Annotated in this window: 11 protein-coding genes, 1 pseudogene and 1 riboswitch; of the genes and pseudogenes, 8 read left to right on the top strand and 4 right to left on the bottom strand. The window is 71.7% G+C overall.

The genetic code is table 11. The features are described 5' to 3' along the window. Positions 1–24: 24 nt before the first annotated feature. Positions 25–233, bottom strand: a riboswitch (cobalamin riboswitch). 47 nt (positions 234–280) lie between these two features. Then, complete coding sequence (locus tag HMPREF2924_RS23070; RefSeq protein WP_003133507.1) at positions 281–2,320, bottom strand: FUSC family protein; 2,040 nt, start codon at positions 2,318–2,320, stop codon at positions 281–283. 244 nt (positions 2,321–2,564) lie between these two features. Between HMPREF2924_RS23070 and HMPREF2924_RS23065 the strand changes: the two genes are divergently transcribed. The 5 genes from HMPREF2924_RS23065 (at position 2,565) to HMPREF2924_RS23045 (ending at position 6,889) form a co-directional block, all read left to right on the top strand. After that, positions 2,565–3,233 carry a GntR family transcriptional regulator gene (locus HMPREF2924_RS23065; protein ID WP_003086767.1) on the top strand — a complete coding sequence of 223 codons (669 nt, stop codon included), beginning with the start codon at positions 2,565–2,567 and terminating at the stop codon, positions 3,231–3,233. A 116-nt stretch (positions 3,234–3,349) separates the two neighbouring features. Continuing rightward, a complete protein-coding gene (locus tag HMPREF2924_RS23060) occupies positions 3,350–4,294 on the top strand; it encodes a 4-hydroxyproline epimerase (RefSeq protein WP_003133510.1) in 945 nt (314 codons plus the stop codon). Beyond that, on the top strand, positions 4,291–5,406 hold the full coding sequence (lhpB, locus tag HMPREF2924_RS23055) for a D-hydroxyproline dehydrogenase subunit beta LhpB (RefSeq protein WP_023094814.1): 1,116 nt from the start codon (positions 4,291–4,293) through the stop codon (positions 5,404–5,406). Before HMPREF2924_RS23060 ends, lhpB begins: the two co-directional genes overlap by 4 nt. Beyond that, complete coding sequence (locus HMPREF2924_RS23050; RefSeq protein ID WP_014603678.1) at positions 5,403–5,639, top strand: (2Fe-2S)-binding protein; 237 nt, start codon at positions 5,403–5,405, stop codon at positions 5,637–5,639. Before lhpB ends, HMPREF2924_RS23050 begins: the two co-directional genes overlap by 4 nt. Continuing rightward, positions 5,636–6,889 (top strand): NAD(P)/FAD-dependent oxidoreductase, encoded by a 1,254-nt coding sequence (locus tag HMPREF2924_RS23045; RefSeq protein ID WP_014603677.1) that lies wholly within the window; start codon positions 5,636–5,638, stop codon positions 6,887–6,889. Before HMPREF2924_RS23050 ends, HMPREF2924_RS23045 begins: the two co-directional genes overlap by 4 nt. On the opposite strand, the gene HMPREF2924_RS23040 is transcribed toward HMPREF2924_RS23045, so the two are convergent. After that, positions 6,886–7,788, bottom strand: a complete 903-nt coding sequence (locus tag HMPREF2924_RS23040) for a DMT family transporter (RefSeq protein ID WP_003133530.1) — start codon at positions 7,786–7,788, stop codon at positions 6,886–6,888. The two genes, HMPREF2924_RS23045 and HMPREF2924_RS23040, sit on opposite strands and share 4 nt — an antisense overlap. A 99-nt stretch (positions 7,789–7,887) precedes the next feature. Here HMPREF2924_RS23040 and HMPREF2924_RS23035 point away from each other — a divergent pair, with 99 nt between their 5' ends. After that, complete coding sequence (locus HMPREF2924_RS23035) at positions 7,888–8,754, top strand: LysR family transcriptional regulator (RefSeq protein ID WP_003082572.1); 867 nt, start codon at positions 7,888–7,890, stop codon at positions 8,752–8,754. A 137-nt stretch (positions 8,755–8,891) separates the two neighbouring features. Here HMPREF2924_RS23035 and HMPREF2924_RS34795 read toward each other — a convergent pair. Both HMPREF2924_RS34795 and HMPREF2924_RS23030 read right to left on the bottom strand, forming a co-directional pair. Beyond that, positions 8,892–9,014: pseudogene (locus tag HMPREF2924_RS34795) on the bottom strand (helix-turn-helix domain-containing protein); the annotation flags it as partial. 36 nt (positions 9,015–9,050) lie between these two features. Next, the gene (locus tag HMPREF2924_RS23030) at positions 9,051–9,995 is read right to left on the bottom strand and encodes a helix-turn-helix transcriptional regulator (RefSeq protein ID WP_003133531.1); all 945 of its coding nucleotides are present in this window, start codon (positions 9,993–9,995) and stop codon (positions 9,051–9,053) included. 38 nt (positions 9,996–10,033) lie between these two features. Here HMPREF2924_RS23030 and HMPREF2924_RS23025 point away from each other — a divergent pair, with 38 nt between their 5' ends. After that, entirely contained in the window at positions 10,034–11,476 is a 1,443-nt protein-coding gene (locus tag HMPREF2924_RS23025) for an MFS transporter (RefSeq protein WP_003133532.1), read from the top strand. Between the two features lie 41 nt (positions 11,477–11,517). Continuing rightward, the coding region (locus tag HMPREF2924_RS23020; RefSeq protein ID WP_033888969.1) for a PAS domain-containing protein at positions 11,518–12,154 on the top strand (637 nt) is incomplete at its 3' end.

Genomic DNA, 12,154 nt, shown 5'->3' with positions numbered 1-12,154 from the left:
GAGACGTCCGACAGCGCCCTCCGCGATGCCGTGGGTGCGTCAGGCCGGTCTCCGGGCTCGCGAGCGAAGCGCTGGACGCTTCCAGCCGCGCCTTCCCATGCCGGAGCACAGTGGTCATCGAGCGGCTGTCTGATTCGCCTACCGTTGCGGGGGCAGCGCTGGCCTGGTTCCGACGGAACGCACCAGCTTCCCTGTTTCACCCCTTGCGGGGCACCTGTCGCAAGGCGCGCAGCTTAGTGGTTCGGGGCTTGCGCGGTCAATGTGGCCGGCCACCGCAGAACTAGCACCCGGCTCCGGGGAGCGGGTCCGCGCGCAGCGCCGTCCCGGCCGGAGCATGGCTGCGGCACCACTGCCGCCAGGTGGCCTGCAACTGCACCAGCGCGGCGCCGGCCAGCTCGCCGCGTTCGCTGCCGGCCAGCGGGCTGGCGGCCAGGGCCTTGAGCAGGCGCGCGGTCGGCGGGTCGAGGGCGTGTTCACGCTCGGCCCGCGGGCCATCGCCCAGCAGCGCCAGGCGCAGGCGCCGCAGGTAGCGGTCGCGGGCCTGCGCCAGGGACGCCGGGACCTCCTCCAGGCACTGCCGCAGGTAGAGCAGCTCGTCGCCGAAGTCGAGTCCCATCAGGCCGTCCGACCAGGGCTGGCGGCGCCCCTCCGGTAAACGGTCGTAGCGCTGCGCCAGGCGGATCAGGCGATCCGCGGTGCGCCCGCCGAACCAGGCCTCGGCCTGCGCCGGCGAGCGCAGGGTGAGCCGCGCCAGGTCGCCGAGGGTGGCCTGCAGCATGCGCCGGTAATGGCGTTCGCCCGGCCGCAGGCTGACCAGGTTGAACACCAGCACGGCGAAGGCCACCCCAAGCACCGTCGACAGGGCGTTGTTGAGGAAGTGCGCGAGGTCGTAGCTCATGCTGTTGCTCGGCGCGACGTTCTTCACGAAGAAGATGCAGAACGGCGAGGCGATCCCGGCCAGGCTCGCCCGGTTCACGCACAGCGCGGCGAAGAACAGCGGTACGCCCAGGCCCAGGCAGAGCAGCGGGAAGCCGTCCACGCCGGGCAGGTAGAACAGTGCGACGAAGCCGGCCAGCGGGATCGACAGGAGGATCCCGCGAAGGAAGTTCAGGCCGGCCTGGGCCGGGTTGTCGCGGCTGGCGAAGAGACTCAGCACCACGCCGGTGATCGACACCGCGCCCAACCCGCTCGGCCAGGCGCTGGCCAGCCAGAACGCGGCTACGCAGAGGAACGCCAGGGCGCTGCGCAGGCCGAACAGCACGCCGCGCTCGATGTCCCGGTGCCAGGCGATGGCGCCCGGCGCCTGGCGGGTGGGCGCGCCATAGACCAGCGCCTCGACGCTGCGCCCGGCCGCCCTCGCCTCGCCGAGCAGGCGTTCGAGGCAGACCAGGCACAGGTGCAACTGTCCGTGCGCCGCGTCCAGCGCCAGGCGCAAGCGCTGCCGGCAGGCCTCGAACTCGGCCTGGCGGCCCTCGCGCAACAGTGCCTCGAGTTCTTCCAGCCAGGGCTGCAAGGCGTGCGCGCTGGCCGGATCGAGCAGCCTCCGCTCGCGAGCCACCTTGCGCGCCGCGCGCAGCAGGCCGAGCAGGTCGAGGCCTAGCACGCGCAAGGCCTGGGAGCGGGCGCGGCCGAGCGCACCCTCGAACCAGGCGTGGTCGCGCTGGGCGTCCGCCGCGGCGATCCGCCCCAGCGCCGCGAGCAGCTCGCCGCGTTCGTCGGCGCCGCGCAGCTCCGCCGCGGCCGCCTGCAAGCCGGCCTCCCAGGCCGCCTTGCCCTGGTTCGCCAACTGGCGTTCCAGGCGCCGCGGCCAGAGCAGCACATTCACCAGCGCCGCGCAGAGGATGCCCAGGCCGATCTCCGAGCAGCGGGCCACCGCCTGGTCGAACACCGTCGCCGGATCGGCGCTGGCCGGCAGGGCGACGATCGCCGCGGTGTAGCCGGCCAGGACGAAACCGTAGGACGCATGGTTGTGCAGCAGCGACGCGCCGGCGGTGCAGAACGCCAGCCAGAGCGCCATCAGCAGGAGGAAGGGCAGCGACGCCTGACCATAGAGCGCGACCATGCCGATGGACACCAGCGCACCGGCGCAGGTGCCGATCAGGCGGAACATGCCCTTGGCCAGGACCATGCCGCTATAGGGCTGGCTGACCACGAACACCGTCATCAATGCCCATTGCGGCTGCTCCAGCTCCAGGCTGAAGGCCAGGTACAGGGCCAACCCGCCGGCCAGCAGGGCCTTCACCGCGAACTGCAGTTCGTGCAGGCGCGGGCACAGCAGCACCTGCACCAGGTCGGAGGAAAAGAAGGAAGGCTTGGCCATCGCGGACGCCCCGAAATACATGAGCGAGCGAATTATTAGCAAGCTAATTTTCTATTGTCCAGCCTCTCCCCGAACTTTCCGGAAGAGCGTTTCGCCCTGCGAAACATGCGCCACGGAGGCCCACTGAAGCCGACCAACACGCCTGCGCAGAAGGCGCCAACTGGCAGCGGCACGCGCCAAGCGTTCGTATACAATATCCCGCACGTTCCCAACGCCATGCAGGTTGTCCCGCTTGCCTCTCTCCATGCTCAACGCCCCTAACCTGGGCATCGCCCCTTCGGCCTCCGAGATCATCGCCAAGCACCTGCGCGAAGCGATCATCGCCGGGCATTTCGCCGAGGACGAACCGATCCGCCAGGACGACATCGCGCAACTCTTCAATGTCAGCAAGATTCCCGTCCGCGAGGCCCTCAAGCGCCTGGAAGCGGAAGGCCTGGTGCTGTTCCAGCGCAACAAGGGCGCGGTGGTGACGCGTATTTCCGAACCGGAACTGGCGCAGATGTTCGAAGTGCGGGTGCTGCTCGAGGCGCAGGCGATCCGCCTGGCGGTGCCGAACATGGACGAGACCACCTTCGCCCGCGCCGAGGCGATCTGCGCCGACTTCGTCGGCGAAGACAACGTCGGACGCTGGGCCGAACTCAACTGGCAACTGCACGCCTGCCTCTACGAACCGGCGCAGCGGCCGTTCCTGGTCAACCTGATTCGCTCCATCCACGACAAGCTGGAACGTTACCTGCGCATGCAGATGAGCCTGTCCGAAGGCAAGCAGCGCGCCGACCAGGAACACCGCGAGATCGTCGCCGCCTGTCGCGCCGGCGATGCCGAACGGGCCGCGGCACTGATCGAGGCACATATCGTCGGGGTCTGCCGGACCCTCTACGAACACCTGCCGAACCGCCCGGCCAGCACCTGAGCCGGGCCATCCCGGCTATGCCGCTTTCGTCACTCGCCTGAGCGAAAACCCTCAAGCGCCCCGCCCCGCCGAAACGCCACCCTGTGGCGCATTCCCCGGCACAGGCGAGGGCCACCATGCAACGCATCCGCATCATCGATTCGCATACCGGCGGCGAGCCCACCCGCCTAGTCATCGGCGGCTTTCCCGATCTCGGCCGGGGCGACATGGCCGAGCGCCGGCGCCTGCTCGGCGAGCGCCACGACGCCTGGCGCGCCGCCTGCATCCTCGAACCGCGCGGCAGCGACGTACTGGTCGGCGCCCTGCTCTGCGCACCGGTCGATCCCGAAGCCTGTGCCGGAGTGATCTTCTTCAACAACAGTGGCTACCTCGGCATGTGCGGCCACGGCACCATCGGCCTGGTCGCCTCGCTGGCACACCTCGGGCGGATCGGTCCCGGCGTGCACCGCATCGAGACGCCGGTCGGCGAGGTCGAGGCGACCCTCCACGAGGACGGCTCGGTCAGCGTGCGCAACGTGCCGGCCTACCGCTACCGTCGCCAGGTCAGCGTCGAAGTGCCCGGCATCGGCCGGGTCAGCGGCGACATCGCCTGGGGCGGCAACTGGTTCTTCCTGGTCGCCGGACACGGCCAGCGCCTCGCCGGCGACAACCTCGACGCCCTCACCGCCTACACCGTCGCCGTCCAGCAGGCGCTGGACGACCAGGACATCCGCGGCGAGGACGGCGGCGCCATCGATCACATCGAACTGTTCGCCGACGACCCCCACGCCGACAGCCGCAACTTCGTGCTCTGCCCCGGCAAGGCCTACGACCGCTCGCCCTGCGGCACCGGCACCAGCGCCAAGCTGGCCTGCCTGGCCGCCGACGGCAAGCTGCTGCCCGGCCAGCCCTGGCGCCAGGCGAGCGTGATCGGCAGCCAGTTCGAGGGGCGTTACGAATGGCTCGACGGCCAGCCCGGCGGGCGTATCGTGCCGACCATCCGCGGCCGCGCCCACGTCAGCGCGGAAGCCACCCTGCTGCTGGCGGACGACGATCCGTTCGCCTGGGGCATCCGCCGGTGAACGCCGAGGTCATCGTGGTCGGCGCCGGCATCGTCGGCAGCGCCTGCGCCCATGAACTGGCGCGTCGCGGCCTCGACGTACTGGTGCTGGACAGCCGCCGCGGCGGTGCCACCGCGGTGGGCATGGGGCACCTGGTGGCGATGGACGACAACCCGGCCGAACTGGCCCTCAGCGACTACTCGATCCAGGCCTGGCGCACCTGGGCGGCGGATCTGCCGGAAGACTGCGCGTACCGCAATTGCGGCACCCTCTGGCTGGCCGCCGACGCCGCCGAACTCGCCGAAGCCGAGCGCAAGCGCCAGGCCCTGCTGGCCGCCGGCGTCGCCTGCGAGATGCTCGACGCCGCGCGCCTGCGTGACCTGGAACCGGTCTTGCGGCCAGGCCTCGCCGGCGCCCTGAAGGTGCCGGGCGACGGCATCCTCTACGCGCCCAACGCGGCGCGCTGGCTGCTCGAACGAGCCGGCCCGCGCCTGCGTCGATTGCACGCCGAAGTCAGCGAAGTGGACGGCAGCCGCCTGCGCCTGGCCGACGGCCGCTGGCTGAGCGCCGAGGCGCTGGTGCTGGCCAACGGCATCCATGCCGGCGAGCTGTGCGCGGAGCTGCCGATCCGCCCGAAGAAAGGCCACCTGCTGATCACCGACCGCTATCCCGGCACCCTCCGCCATCAACTGGTGGAACTCGGCTATGTCAGCAGCGCCCACGCCAGCAGCGGTACCTCGGTAGCCTTCAACGCCCAGCCGCGCCCCACCGGGCAGGTCTTCCTCGGCTCCTCGCGGCAGTTCGACACGCTCGACCCGCAGGTGGAAGGCCCGGTGCTGGCGCGCATGCTGCGGCGTGCCCTGGACTACCTGCCGGGGCTCGCCGGCCTCAATGCGATCCGTGCCTGGACCGGCTTCCGCGCCGCCACTCCGGACGGCCTGCCGCTGCTCGGCGAGCACCCGGCGCAGCCGGGCCTGTGGCTGGCGGTCGGCCACGAGGGCCTGGGCGTGACCACCGCGCCGGGCAGCGCGCGCCTGCTCGCCGCCCAGTTGTTCGGCGAAACGCCGCCGCTGGATACCACGCCTTATCTGCCGCAACGCTTCCTCTCCAGCTCCGGGAGTGCCCGGCCATGATCGAACTGTTCATCGACCGGCGTCCGCTGCGGGTCGCCGTCGGTACCAGCGTGGCGGCCGCCCTCGCCCTCGGCGGCGACGGCTGCTCCCGCAGCGCGGTCGGCGGCGGGCGGCGCGCGCCGTTCTGCGGCATGGGCGCGTGCCAGGAATGCCGGGTATTGATCGACGGTCGGCGACGCCTGGCCTGCCAGACCGTCTGCCAACCCGGCATGCGCGTGGAGACCCAGGCATGAGCGCCGACTACGACCTGCTGATCGTCGGCGCCGGCCCCGCCGGCCTGGCCGCAGCGCTGGCCGCCGCGCCGAGCGGCGCGCGCATCGCCCTGGTCGACGACAACCCGGCCGCCGGCGGACAGATCTGGCGCGACGGCCCGCGTGCCAGCCTGCCGCCGCGTGCCCATCAGATGCGCCAACGCCTGGCCGGGCACGCCAATGTCGAGCACTTCCCGGCGACCCGGGTGGTCGCCTGCGGTCCCGGCAGGCGCCTGTTGCTGGAAGACCCGCAACGCGGCTGGCAGGTCGGCTACCGACGCCTGGTCCTCTGCACCGGCGCCCGCGAACTGCTGCTGCCGTTTCCCGGCTGGACCCTCCCCGGCGTCACCGGCGCCGGCGGCCTGCAGGCGTTGGCCAAGGGCGGCCTGCCACTGGCCGGCCAGCGCCTGGTGGTGGCTGGCTCCGGCCCGCTGCTGCTGGCCAGCGCCGCCAGCGCCAGCCAGTGCGGGGCGCGCCTGCTGCGCATCGCCGAACAGGCGCCGGCGAGAACCCTGGCCGCCTTCGCCGTACGCCTGCCGCGCTGGCCCGGCAAGCTGTGGCAGGCCGCCGGCCTGTTCGCCCGTAGCTACCGCGCCGACAGCTACGTGCTCGCCGCCCTCGGCGAGGAGCGCCTGGAAGCCGTGCGCCTGCGCGAAGGCGGTCGGGTCCGCGAGATCGCCTGCGAACGCCTGGCCTGCGGCTTCGGCCTGGCGCCCAACGTGCAACTCGGCCAGGCCCTCGGCTATCGCCTCGACGGCCAGGCGCTCGCCGTCGACGAATGGCAGGCCGGCAGCCTGCCCGACCACTACGCCGCCGGCGAATGCACCGGCTTCGGCGGCAGCGAACTGGCCCTGGTGGAAGGCGCCATCGCCGGCCATGCCGCCGTCGACGAGCGCGACGCGGCTCGCCGCCTGTGGCCACGACGGCGACGCTGGCAGGGCTTCGCCGACACCCTGGCGCGACACTTCGCCCTGCGTGCCGAACTGCGTGAACTGGCGGAGGCGGATACCCTGGTCTGCCGTTGCGAAGACGTCCCCTTGGCCGCGCTGGCCGGGCATGCCGGCTGGACCGAGGCCAAGCTGCACAGCCGTTGCGGCATGGGCGCCTGCCAGGGGCGGATATGCGGCAGCGCCGCGCAATTCCTGTTCGGCTGGACGCCTCCGGCGCCGCGTCCGCCGTTCAGCCCGGCGCGCCTGGAGACCCTGGCCCGCTGGCAGGGCGACGCCGGCTAGCGACGCTCGGCGCGATACAGCCAGCCGAGGCCGGCCAGCGACAGCAGCAGGCCACCCAGCAGCATGGGTGTCAGCGGCTCGGCGAACATCCAGTGCGCCCATAGCAGGGTCAGCGCCGGACTCAGGTACAGCGCCGCGCTGCCGCCCTGTGCGGAAAGATGGCGCAGGCCCAGCCAGTACAGGCCGTAGCCGCCGAAGGTGGGCAGCAGCACCAGCCAGGCGAGCCCGAACAGGAATCCGCCGGACAGCGGCGGCCGCAGGCTACCCTCCGCCAACGCCAGGCCGGCGAACGCCGGCAGCGCGGCGCCGATCTGCACGAACAGCACCACGGCCAGCGATCCCGGCGCGTCGTCCCAGCGCTTCTGCAACAGGGTGGCCAGGGCCAGCGCCAGCATGCCCAGCAGCGGCAGGCCGTAGGCCCAGCCCGGCGCCCGCCCCAGCGCCAGCGCCGCATGCCCGGCCCAGAGCACCCCGGCGACGCCCAGGGCGATCCCCGGCCACTGCCCCGGCCGCGTTCGCTGCCCCGGCAGGACCAGCGCCAGCAAGGCCACCAGCAGCGGCAACAGGTCGGCCATCAGCGCCGCCACGCCCGGTGAGACGCCGAGTTCGATGGCCTTGGCGATCGGCGCGATGTAGCCCGCGTAGGCCAGCACCCCGATCAGCGCCTGGCGCCGCCACTGGCGCGCCGACAACCGACGCAGCCCGGCCCAGGCGAAGGGCAGCAGCAGCGCCAGGCAGACGGCGAAACGCCAGAAGCTGGTGAGGAACACCGGCGCCTGTTCCATGGCATAGCGGTAGCCGACGAAGCCGGAACTCCAGGCCAGTACCATGCCCAGTTGCACGGCCAGCAGGCGGGTCGCCCCGGGCATCGCTCGCGGGGTGCAGGTGGTCGCGCGCATCGCTCGCCTCCGTCGGTCAGGTTCGAGTCGAGGCTAGGCGGCCTCCGCCGCTACTATCAAACGAAACTATCTGCACCAGTCATGCAGGAAATCGGAACCATGAGCGCCAACCTGGATATCGAGCTGCTGCGTACCTTCCATGCCATCCTGCGCTTCGGCCGTTTCCTCGCCGCGGCCAGCCACCTCAACCGCAGCCCCTCGGCGGTGAGCACCCACGTCCGGCGCCTGGAGGAACTGGCCGGCGGCCGGCTGTTCGAGCGCGACAACCAGTCGGTGCGGCTGACCCCGCTGGGGCAGCGGTTCCAGCGCCAGACCGCCGAGCTGCTGGAGACCCACGACCGCGTGCTCGCCGGGTTGCGCAGACGGGAAGAGCCGCTGCGGGTGCGCTTCGGCATTTCCGAGGAATACGCCGGCAAGCTGCTCGGCCGTCTCCTGCCGCGCCTCGGCGCGGAACTGCCGGCGCTGGAGCTGGAGGTGCTCACCGACGCCAGCGGCAGGCTGGCCGGACGCCTGCGGCGCGGCCAGTTGGACCTCGCCCTGCTGGTGCAAGCGCAAGACGAAACCCCGTACGACGGGCACTCCCGCGAGATCGGCGGCACCCAGCCGGTGTGGGTCGCCGGCCACGGCCTGCGGATCGACCCGCAACGCCCGCTGCCGCTGGCCCTGCACGGCCAGGGTTGTCCCTATCGGCAGGCGCTGCTGGAAGCCCTCGGCGCGACGGGCCGGCGCTGGCGCACGGTGGTCAGCAGTCCCGGCGCGGCGGCGCTGGAAGCAGCCATCGAAGGCGGCCTGGCGATCGGCGTGATCGACCGTGCGCGGGTCGGCCCGACGATGCGCGTGCTGGGGCCGGCGGAGGGCTTCGCCGAACTGCCCGCCCACCGCATTCGCCTGGCCTTCGCCCCGGGAGAGCGGCCGCCGGCGCTGGAGCGCCTCGGCGAACTGATCGCCGAGGAGTTCCGGCTCTGAGCCGCTACAGCGCCGGGCGCTAGACCCGCAGGCGGTGGCCGTCTGTCAGTCTCCGGCAGCAGTCGCTCACTGCGCGGCGATGCTTTCCCGTTCACGCCACTCGCGCAGCAACGCCTGGCGCCGGCGCCGCCCTCGATGTGCGCGCCCTGCTGTCGCAGGGTGGCGATATCGCGGTAGAGCGTGCGCAGGCTGATCCCCAGTTCGCCGGCAAGCACATGCCCGGCCACCGGGTAACGATGCCGGCGCAAAATCTGCAGCAGGTCGAGCAGGCGCTGGCTACGGGACAGGGCGCCGACTCACAGTTGCTCCAGGCAGTCGCGAGCGTGGTCGTCGAGGGGGACGAAGACCAGCAGGCGATCGCCGTTCTTCGGCGCCGACCACCAGTTGGTCTGCTGCAGTTCGAATTCGCCGCAGCGCGCATGACGGAAGCGCTTGAGCTGGTTTTCGATACCCATCACCTCATTGCGCCGCCAGATCTCGCGGAACTCCGCCGAAACCTCCAGGCAGCGCTGCAACTGCCGCTCCCACAGCGGATCGCCCATGCGCTCGACCATTGCCGCGCGGAAGAAGCCGACCATCCGCGGCAACGCCTCCTCGCGGTTGGCCATGCAGTAGCGCCAGCGCTCGTGGGTCAGTGCCAGGTAGATGCAGTTGCGGTCTTCCTCGGGGATCTCCGCCAGGTCGATGCCCACCAGCCGGCAATAGGCGCGGTTGTAGCCGCGGATGTCGAAACGGGCGTTCTGCACCATGGCCGGCAACGGGTCGAGGGCATCGAGGATGGCTTGGGTGGCGGCCGAAGGCTTCTCGCAGACCACCCGCCGCGCCGAGGTCGGCGCGGCCAGCCCGGCGAGGTTGAACAGGTGGTGGGTTTCCGTCTCGTTGCACAGCAGGGCCCGGGCGATGGCTCCGATCACCTGCTCCGAGGCGCGTACCGCGCGGCCCTGCTCCAGCCAGGTGTACCAGGTCACGCCGACCCCGGCGAGCTGCGCCACCTCCTCGCGACGCAGGCCCGGCGTGCGTCGGCGGCCGAGGCGGGAAATGCCGACCCGCTGCGGCTCGATGCTTTCCCGCCGGCGGCGCAGGAAGGCCCCCAGCTGTTCGGCGCGGGACGGCTGCGCGGGGCTTTCCGCAGCGTGGCTGGCAGGGGCGTCGAGGGGCATGGCGAAGTCCTCCGGAGGGCAGACGGGTAGCGCCAATACCAGGATAAGCAAGAACTGGTACCGGGTTAGCCAGAAGCGCATGCTGCCAGCCCACTCCCTTCCGCACAAGGACTCCGCCCATGCCCAGCACCGTCTCGTCGTCGCGGCTCGGCCTCGCCGGGCTCTGCATCCTGCTGGCGGGGCAACTGTTGCCGATGATCGATTTCTCCATCGTCAACGTCGCCCTCGACGCCCTCGCCCATTCCCTCGGCGCCAGCGAAACCGAACTGGAACTGATCGTCGCCGTCTACGGCGTGGCCTTCGCCGTGTGCCTGGCGATGGGCGGCCGGCTTGGCGACAACTACGGCCGTCGCCGCCTGTTCGATCTCGGCGTCGCCCTGTTCGCCGTCGCCTCGTTGCTTTGCGGGCTGGCCGGTTCGGTCTGGCTGCTGCTGGTGGCGCGCGCCCTGCAGGGCGTCGGCGCGGCGCTGATCGTGCCGCAGATCCTCGCCACCCTGCATGTCAGCCTCAGCGGCCACGCGCATTCCCGCGCGCTGGCCGCCTACGGCGCCATCGGCGGCCTGGCCTTCGTCGTCGGCCAGGTGCTCGGCGGCTTCCTGGTCTCCGCCGATATCGGCGGCCTCGGCTGGCGCAGCGTGTTCCTGATCAACCTGCCGATCTGCCTCGGCATTCTCCTTTGCAGCCGCCGCTGGGTACCGGAGACCCGCGCCGAGCATGCCGCCCGCGTCGACGCGCCGGGCACCCTGCTGCTCGCCGCGCTGATCCTCTGCCTGCTGCTGCCGCTGGCTCTCGGCCCATCGCTGCACTGGTCCTGGCCCTGCGCCCTGCTGCTGGCGGCGGCGGTGCCGCTGCTGGCCTGGCTGTGGCGCACCGAGCTGCGCCAGGAACACCGCCAGGCCTGGCCGTTGCTGCCGCCGTCGCTGCTGCGCCTGCCGAGCATCCGCTTCGGCCTGTTGCTGGCGATCCTGTTCTTCGCCTGCTGGAGCGGCTTCATGTTCGCCCTTGCCCTGGCCCTGCAGGCCGGCGCCGGTCTCTCGCCGGTGCAGGCCGGCAATGCCTTCATCGCCCTCGGCGCTTCCTACTTCGTCTCGGCGCTGCTCACCGCCCGGGTGGCGGCGCGGATCGGCCCGGTACGCCTGCTGCTGCTCGGCTGCGTCATCCAGATGTGCGGCCTGCTCGGCCTGATGCTGACCCTGCAACGGGTCTGGCCGCAGCCGGGCATCCTCAACCTGGCGCCGGCGACCCTGGTGATCGGCTTCGGCCAGGCGTTCATCGTCAGCAGCTTCTTCCGCATCGGCCTCTCGGAGGTGCCGGCCGCCCAGGCCGGCGCCGGCAGCGCCATGCTCGCCACCGTCCAGCAGGCCTCCCTCGGCCTCGGCTCGGCGCTGCTCGGCGCGGTGTTCGCGCACAGGCTGGAGCGCCATGGCGACTACCTGGAAGCGACGCAGACGACCCTGGCCGTCGAGTTCGTCCTGATGACGCTGCTGCTCGGCGCCACCTGCCTCTTCTACCTGCGCCGCGTACGCACGGTGCCATTGCGCTGCGACTCGCCGGGCAACTGAGGCGCGCGGCCGGGCCCTGTTCCCGGCCGCCGGCGCCCCGTATGCTGGCGCGGTCCCCCAGCCAGGCCTTCGCCCCGATGCACGACCTGCTCGCCGCCCCGCCCCCCGCCGACCTCGCCAGCCTGCTGGCCAGCCTGCGCCAGGTCGAGGCGCTGCTCGACGCCATGCCCGGCGTGGTGTTCTTCGTCAAGGACGAGCGCGCCCGCTACGTCCTGGTCAACCGCACCCTGGCACGCCGCTGCGGCGTGAAAGACAAGGCCGAACTGCTCGGCCGCAGCGCCGACGAGGTCTTCCCTTCCAGCCTCGGTCCGCTCTATGCCGAGCAGGATCGGCGCGTGCTGCGCGGCGGCGCGACGCTGGAGAACCAGTTGGAGCTGCACCTCTATCCCGGTCGCCAGCCGGGCTGGTGCCTGACCCACAAGCAGGCGCTGCGCGATGCCGACGGGGCGATCATCGGCATGGCCGGCATCTCCCACGACCTGCCGGCGGCGCAGTCGGCGCACCCGGCCTACGGCCGGCTGGCGGCGGTGGACGCGCATATCCGCGAGCACTACGACCAGCCGCTCAGCCTCGCCGATCTCACTGCCATCGCCGGGCTCTCGGTGGCGCAACTGGAGCGTCACTGCAAGCGCATCTTCCAGCTCACCCCACGGCAGATGATCCACAAGGCGCGGCTCC

The organism is Pseudomonas sp. HMSC063H08 (assembly GCF_001813645.1).
Taxonomy (GTDB): domain Bacteria; phylum Pseudomonadota; class Gammaproteobacteria; order Pseudomonadales; family Pseudomonadaceae; genus Pseudomonas; species Pseudomonas aeruginosa.
The sequence above is the reverse complement of the archived record's forward strand: the minus strand, read 5'-3'. Positions and strand labels throughout refer to the sequence as shown.

Bases quoted from the DNA above. Each gene is read 5' to 3' on its own strand.
- HMPREF2924_RS23060 (WP_003133510.1), top strand. From the start codon at position 3,350: ATGCAACGCATCCGCATCATCGATTCGCATACCGGCGGCGAGCCCACC.
- HMPREF2924_RS23030 (WP_003133531.1), bottom strand. From the start codon at position 9,995: ATGCGCTTCTGGCTAACCCGGTACCAGTTCTTGCTTATCCTGGTATTG.
- HMPREF2924_RS23025 (WP_003133532.1), top strand. From the start codon at position 10,034: ATGCCCAGCACCGTCTCGTCGTCGCGGCTCGGCCTCGCCGGGCTCTGC.
- HMPREF2924_RS23035 (WP_003082572.1), top strand. From the start codon at position 7,888: ATGAGCGCCAACCTGGATATCGAGCTGCTGCGTACCTTCCATGCCATC.
- HMPREF2924_RS23065 (WP_003086767.1), top strand. From the start codon at position 2,565: ATGCTCAACGCCCCTAACCTGGGCATCGCCCCTTCGGCCTCCGAGATC.
- HMPREF2924_RS23040 (WP_003133530.1), bottom strand. From the start codon at position 7,788: ATGCGCGCGACCACCTGCACCCCGCGAGCGATGCCCGGGGCGACCCGC.
- HMPREF2924_RS23050 (WP_014603678.1), top strand. From the start codon at position 5,403: ATGATCGAACTGTTCATCGACCGGCGTCCGCTGCGGGTCGCCGTCGGT.
- HMPREF2924_RS23070 (WP_003133507.1), bottom strand. From the start codon at position 2,320: ATGGCCAAGCCTTCCTTCTTTTCCTCCGACCTGGTGCAGGTGCTGCTG.
- HMPREF2924_RS23045 (WP_014603677.1), top strand. From the start codon at position 5,636: ATGAGCGCCGACTACGACCTGCTGATCGTCGGCGCCGGCCCCGCCGGC.